This is a genomic window from Mesorhizobium sp. M7A.F.Ca.US.006.04.2.1 (assembly GCF_004022915.1).
GTDB classification, from domain to species: Bacteria; Pseudomonadota; Alphaproteobacteria; order Rhizobiales; family Rhizobiaceae; genus Mesorhizobium; species Mesorhizobium ciceri.
The window spans coordinates 1-5,609 of the sequence record NZ_RZQA01000409.1; the positions used below are offsets into that span (position 1 = coordinate 1).

The 5,609-nt window shown below is 63.4% G+C and carries 5 protein-coding genes and 1 pseudogene; all 6 read left to right on the forward strand.

Going from position 1 to position 5,609, the window contains the following annotated elements; translation table 11 throughout:
* Positions 1-1,600: efflux RND transporter permease subunit (locus EN925_RS20905; RefSeq protein WP_164894305.1), on the forward strand; the 1,600-nt coding region annotated here is incomplete at its 5' end.
* Positions 1,601-1,679: 79 nt separating this feature from the next.
* Positions 1,680-2,303, forward strand: a complete 624-nt coding sequence (gene nthA, locus EN925_RS20910) for a nitrile hydratase subunit alpha (RefSeq protein ID WP_127369810.1) — start codon at positions 1,680-1,682, stop codon at positions 2,301-2,303.
* The gene (gene nthB / locus EN925_RS20915) at positions 2,300-2,959 is read left to right on the forward strand and encodes a nitrile hydratase subunit beta (RefSeq protein WP_027160578.1); all 660 of its coding nucleotides are present in this window, start codon (positions 2,300-2,302) and stop codon (positions 2,957-2,959) included. Before nthA ends, nthB begins: the two co-directional genes overlap by 4 nt.
* A complete protein-coding gene (locus EN925_RS20920; protein WP_027160577.1) occupies positions 2,946-3,296 on the forward strand; it encodes a nitrile hydratase accessory protein in 351 nt (116 codons plus the stop codon). The genes nthB and EN925_RS20920 overlap by 14 nt, the downstream gene beginning before the upstream one ends.
* 115 nt (positions 3,297-3,411) lie before the next feature.
* Positions 3,412-4,308, forward strand: a pseudogene (gene fusA, locus EN925_RS20925) (elongation factor G); the annotation flags it as partial.
* Positions 4,309-4,460: 152 nt separating this feature from the next.
* Positions 4,461-5,588 carry an ATP-dependent RecD-like DNA helicase gene (locus EN925_RS20930; RefSeq protein WP_127369873.1) on the forward strand — a complete coding sequence of 376 codons (1,128 nt, stop codon included), beginning with the start codon at positions 4,461-4,463 and terminating at the stop codon, positions 5,586-5,588.
* Positions 5,589-5,609: the final 21 nt, after the last annotated feature.

Genomic DNA, 5,609 nt, shown 5'->3' on the forward strand with positions numbered 1-5,609 from the left:
GCGGCACACCTTCCTGGTGTTCCTCGTCTTCGTCGGCACCGCGGCAGCGTCGGTGTGGCTGATCCAGATCTCGCCGAAGGGTTTCTTCCCGCAGGAGGACATCGGCCAGATATCGGTGACCACCATCGCCCGCCAGGACATCTCGTTCGACGCCATGTCCAGGCTGCAAGGGCAGGTCGCCAGCGTCTTCTCGCATTCGCCCTATGTCGACCATGTGGCGTGGTCGGCGGGCAGCGGCAACAACGCGCTCAACCAGGGGCAGCTTTTCGTCCAGCTCAAGGGCAAGGACCAGCGTCCCGATATAGAGAAGGTGCTTGCGGATCTGCGCAAGCAACTGGCCGGCGTTGCTGGCATCGAGACCTACATGCAGCCGGTGCAGAATTTGAGGCTGGGCTCGCGGTCGTCCGCAAGCGCCTACCAGCTCGTGGTTCAGGGCCTTGATACCGGCCTCACCGATATTTGGGCGCAGAAACTGAACGACGCGATGGCGGCCGACCATGCGAACTTCACCGACGTCACCAGCGACCTGCAGAACAATGCGCTGCAGGCGACGCTGGTGGTGGATCGCGACAAGGCCGCCCAACTCGGTATCGATACCGACACGTTGCGCTCCGCCCTCTATGGCGGGTTCGGCACCGACCAGGTTTCGACCATCTTCGGTTCGGCCGACAGCTATGAAGTCATCACCGAGCTCGATCCCAAGATCGAGTGGTCGCCCGAGCGGATGCTGGCCATCCAGATGAGGACGGCGAGCGGCAGTCTTGTTCCGCTCGGCGCCTTCGCCCGCGTCGATCGCACGGCCGGCGCCCTGACCGTCAACCAGCTCGGCCAGCTTCCAGCCGTGACCATCTCCTACAATCTGCCGCAGGGCGTGGCGCTGGGCGACAGCGTGACACGCATCAATGCGCTGAAAGAGCAGATCGGCATGCCGACGGTGATCTCGACGACCTTTGCCGGCACGGCCAAGACCTTCCAGGATTCGCTGGCCAACCAGGGTTTTCTGATCGGCGGCGCAATCCTGACCATCTACATCGTGCTCGGCATCCTCTACGAAAGCTTCATCCACCCGCTGACCATCCTCACCGGCCTGCCGTCGGCCGTGCTGGGAGCGGTCGTTGCGCTGCGCTTCGCCGGCATGGATCTGTCGGTCATCGCGGTGATCGGCATCCTGATGCTGATCGGCATCGTCAAGAAGAACGGCATCATGATGGTCGATGTCGCGCTCGAACTGCGACGAGAAGGCATGTCGGCGACCGAGTCGATCCACAAGGCTTGCCTGATGCGCTTCAGGCCGATCATGATGACGACGCTGGCGGCACTCATGGGCACGTTCCCGATTGCGCTCGGCACCGGCGCCAGCGCCGAACTGCGCCAGCCGCTGGGCGTTGCCGTTGTCGGCGGCCTGCTTGCCTCGCAGGCACTGACCCTGTTCGTGACGCCGGTCATCTATGTCTACATGGAGAATTTCTCGGGCTGGCTGGTGGGGCTTTGGTCGAAGCGCAAGGGCGAGCCGGGCTCGGTCGAAGCGGGGGATCAGCCCTCGCTGTTCAAGCCCAGGGAAGACATGCTGCCCGAGCCGCAGCGGGCGGCCGCCGAATAGGGGGTAGAGCTGGCGCCATGGTCCGCTGGCCCAAGCCCTCATGCTTGCAGCGGCATCACTGCAAACGTAGTTTGTAGCCATGTCACACGATCATGATCACGACAACGAACTCGATCCGTTTGCCGCCCGCGTGCGTGCGCTGGAGACGATCCTCGCCCAGAAGGGTCTGATCGATCCGGCCGCGATCGACGTCATCGTCGACACCTACGAGACGAAGATCGGGCCGCGCAACGGCGCCAGGGTGGTGGCGAAAGCCTGGCGCGATCCAGCCTATGCCGACTGGCTGAAGCGCGATGCGACGGCGGCGATCGGCTCGCTAAGCTATACCGGCCGCCAGGGCGAGCACATGCAGGCGGTGTTCAACACGCAGGACACCCATAATCTCGTCGTCTGCACACTGTGCTCCTGCTATCCGTGGTCGGTGCTTGGCCTGCCGCCGGTCTGGTACAAGGCGCCGCCCTATCGTTCGCGCGCGGTGATCGATCCGCGCGGCGTGCTGGAGGAGTTCGGGCTGACGCTGCCGGCGGACAAGAAAATCCGCGTCTGGGATTCCACTGCCGAGCTGCGCTATCTCGTCGTGCCGATGCGGCCCGAGGGTACCAAGGGCTGGAGCGAGGAGCGGCTGGCGGAGCTGGTCAGCCGCGATGCGATGATCGGCACCGGCCTGGCCCAAAGACCTGGAATAGAGGGGCAGCCGGCATGAACGGGCCGCAAGATCTCGGCGGACAGATGGGGTTCGGCCCGGTCGCGCCGGAAAAGGACGAACCTTACTTCCATGCCGCCTGGGAAAGGCGGGCGCTCGGCGTGACGCTGACTGCCGGCGCCATGGGCGCGTGGAACATCGACGAGAGCCGGCATGCACGGGAATCGCTGCATCCGGCTGTCTACTATTCATCGAGCTACTACGAGATATGGATCAAGGCGCTGGAGGTGCTGTTAAAGCGCCATGGCTTCGTCAGCCAGCGCGATCTCGAAGCGGGCAAGGCAGTCGATCCAGCAGCGACTCCCAAGAGGGTGCTGAAGGCGGAAAACGTGCCCGCGGTGTTGGCCAAGGGCAGCCCTTGCGACCGGCCGGTGGCGCAAGCGGCGCGGTTCAAGGCGGGCGACGCCGTGCGGACCAAAAACTTCAACCCGACCGGCCACACGCGGCTGCCGCGCTACGCACGCGGCAAGCACGGCGTGATCGAGGCGGTGCACGACGGTTTTGTTTTTCCCGACAGCAACGCGCATGGACACGGCGAAAATCCGCAATGGGTGTACACCGTGGTTTTCGAAGGATCGGAGATCTGGGGCGAGGGCGCCGACCCGACGCTTGTTGTGTCGATCGACGCCTGGGAGAGCTATCTTGAGCCGGCGTGATGGCCCCGCCGATTTGCCGCCGGGCGCCGATGCGCCTGTTTTCGCCGAGCCATGGCAAGCCGAAGCCTTCGCCATGACGGTTGCGCTGCACGACAAGGGCCTGTTTTCGTGGAGCGAGTGGGCGCAGGCACTGTCGGCAGAAGTGAAGAGACCGGGCGCCGCAGCGGACGGCCATGATTATTACGAACATTGGCTGGCTGCGTTGGAAAAGCTGCTTGCCTCAAAAGGTCTGGCCGCCAAGTCCGATGTCGATGCGATGGCAGAGGCATGGGAACGCGCCGCGCATGCCACCCCGCACGGCAAGCCGATCCTGCTGGAGAACGATCCTGGACCCTGACAGCAGGCTGCGAGCAGCCAGGCCAAAAAGATCAGTTTAGTCTTCCGTTATCTCAGTCCGGATTTCGCTCCTGCACTCAGTTGCAAATATTGGGGCCACCAGCGACCATATCCCCATGATGGAAAAGCCTGCCGCGCCCTGGCCTTTGCTGCAAATCGCGATCGAGCCGAAATCGAAGGCCGATCAGGAGCGGCTGCGTATCGCCTTGGCGAAGCTGGCGGACGAGGATGCTTTCTTCCGCGTCATGCAAGACGAGGAATCGGGCCAGACCATTATCGCCTTCATGGACGAACTCCACCTCGACATCATCATTGACCACCTGCGTCGCGAGTCCCAGGTCGATGTGAATATTGGTTCTCCACAAGTGGCCTATCGCGAGACGATCACCCGTACGCACAAGCAGGACTTCACGCACAAGAGGCAGTCCGGCGGCACCGGTCAGTTCGCCCGCGTCAAGATCATGTTCGAGCCGAACGCGGACAGCGCGGACTCCGTGTTCGAGTCCAGGATCGTCGGTGGTGCGCTTCATGGCGAATACATTGCGGGCGTCGAAAAGGGGCTGCGCAGCATATTGTCCTCAGGTCCATTTGCGGGCTTCCCGATGATCGGCGTCAAGGCGTTGCTGATGGATGGCGCTTTTCACGATCCCGATTCCTCGGCTCTGGCTTTCGAGATCGCCGGCCGCGCCTGCTTTCGCGAAGCCGCGCCACGCCTCGGCGTGCAGTTGCTCGAGCCGATCATGAAGGTCGAAGTAATGACTTCAGCAACCCATGTCGGCAACGTCATCGCCGAACTGCAAAGCCGCCGTGGCCAGATCCTGAGTCGGGAAATCCGCGGCGTGGTCGTCGTCGTCAACGCGACAGTGCCGCTTAGAAATATGTCCAAGCTGGAGGATGCACTCCGGTCCTGTTCGAACGGGCAGGCACGGTTGAGCGTCAGCTATGCCGGATACGCTCCCGTTCCGCTACCACCCGACGACCGCGACCCGCGGGCCGCCATGGCCATTGCCTGAATTTCGCTTCCAGCCGACGTGGTCGGTTGTTCCCTTTACGTTCTTGTCTGTGCCTGATAGCCTGACCCGTCGGCGGCACTGAAGCGTCCCGGCGCATCGATGATGATGGCGGCTGTCTTGTCTTTCCCTTGCGAATCCGGTCTCTCGCGCTGATGGAATTCTCTCCCCAACAGGACGAGGCGCTGCAAGCGGTCGCCCGCTGGCTGAAGATCGGCCAGCCGCAGCTGTTCCGGCTGTTCGGCTATGCCGGCACCGGCAAGACGACGCTGGCGCGCTATTTCGCCGAACATGTCGACGGCCAGGTGCAGTTCGCCGCCTTCACCGGCAAGGCGGCGCAGGTGCTGCGCTCCAAGGGCGCGGTCAACGCCCGCACCATCCATTCGCTGATCTATAGGCCGAAAGGCGAGGAATCGGTGTCGGACGAAGTCACCGGCAAGACCTCGATGTCGCCGACCTTTTCGCTCAACCGTCAAAGCCCGATCTCGCGCGCCAAGCTGGTCGTCATCGATGAATGCTCGATGGTCGACGAGCAGCTCGGCCGTGACCTGATGAGTTTTGGCACGCCGATCCTGGTGCTTGGCGATCCCGGCCAGCTGCCGCCGATCTCGGGCGGCGGCTTCTTCACCGACCACGAGCCGGATTTTCTGCTCACCGAAATCCACCGGCAGGCGCGCGACAACCCGATCCTGCGGCTGGCGCTCGATGTGCGCGAGGGCCGCGAGTTCATGCGTGGCGACTATGGCACGGCGCAGGTGATCGGCAAGGAAGACGTTACCCAGGAACTGGTGCTGAAGGCGGACCAGGTGCTGGTCGGCACCAATCGCACGCGGCGCCGCTACAATCAGCGGCTGCGCGAGCTCAAGGGCTTCAACGCCGACTATCCGCAGGCCGGCGACAAGCTCGTCTGCCTGCGCAACGATCCGGCAAAGGGCCTGCTCAACGGCTCGCTGTGGAAGGTGATGACATCGTCGCGCGAGACGGTGAAGCCCGGCATCAACCTTCTGGTGTCGCCGGAAGAGGACGATCCGGATCGCGGCGTCGCCAAGATCAAGCTGCTCAAGGCGGCGTTCGAGGATCCGGACGCCGATATCCCCTGGCAGCAGAAGAAGCGCTTCGACGATTTCGACTATGGCTACGCGCTGACCGTGCACAAGGCGCAGGGCTCACAGTGGAACGAGATCGTGCTGTTCGATGAAAGCTGGGCCTTCAAGGAAACCCGCCAGCGCTGGCTCTACACCGCCATCACGCGGGCGGCCGAGCGGCTGACGATCGTCAGGTAGGGGCGCCGGATGCTGTTGCCC

What these genes read in the sequence shown, in the direction of transcription:
- nthA (WP_127369810.1), top strand. Translation starts at nt 1,680, where the DNA reads ATGTCACACGATCATGATCACGACAACGAACTCGATCCGTTTGCCGCC.
- nthB (WP_027160578.1), top strand. Translation starts at nt 2,300, where the DNA reads ATGAACGGGCCGCAAGATCTCGGCGGACAGATGGGGTTCGGCCCGGTC.
- EN925_RS20930 (WP_127369873.1), top strand. Translation starts at nt 4,461, where the DNA reads ATGGAATTCTCTCCCCAACAGGACGAGGCGCTGCAAGCGGTCGCCCGC.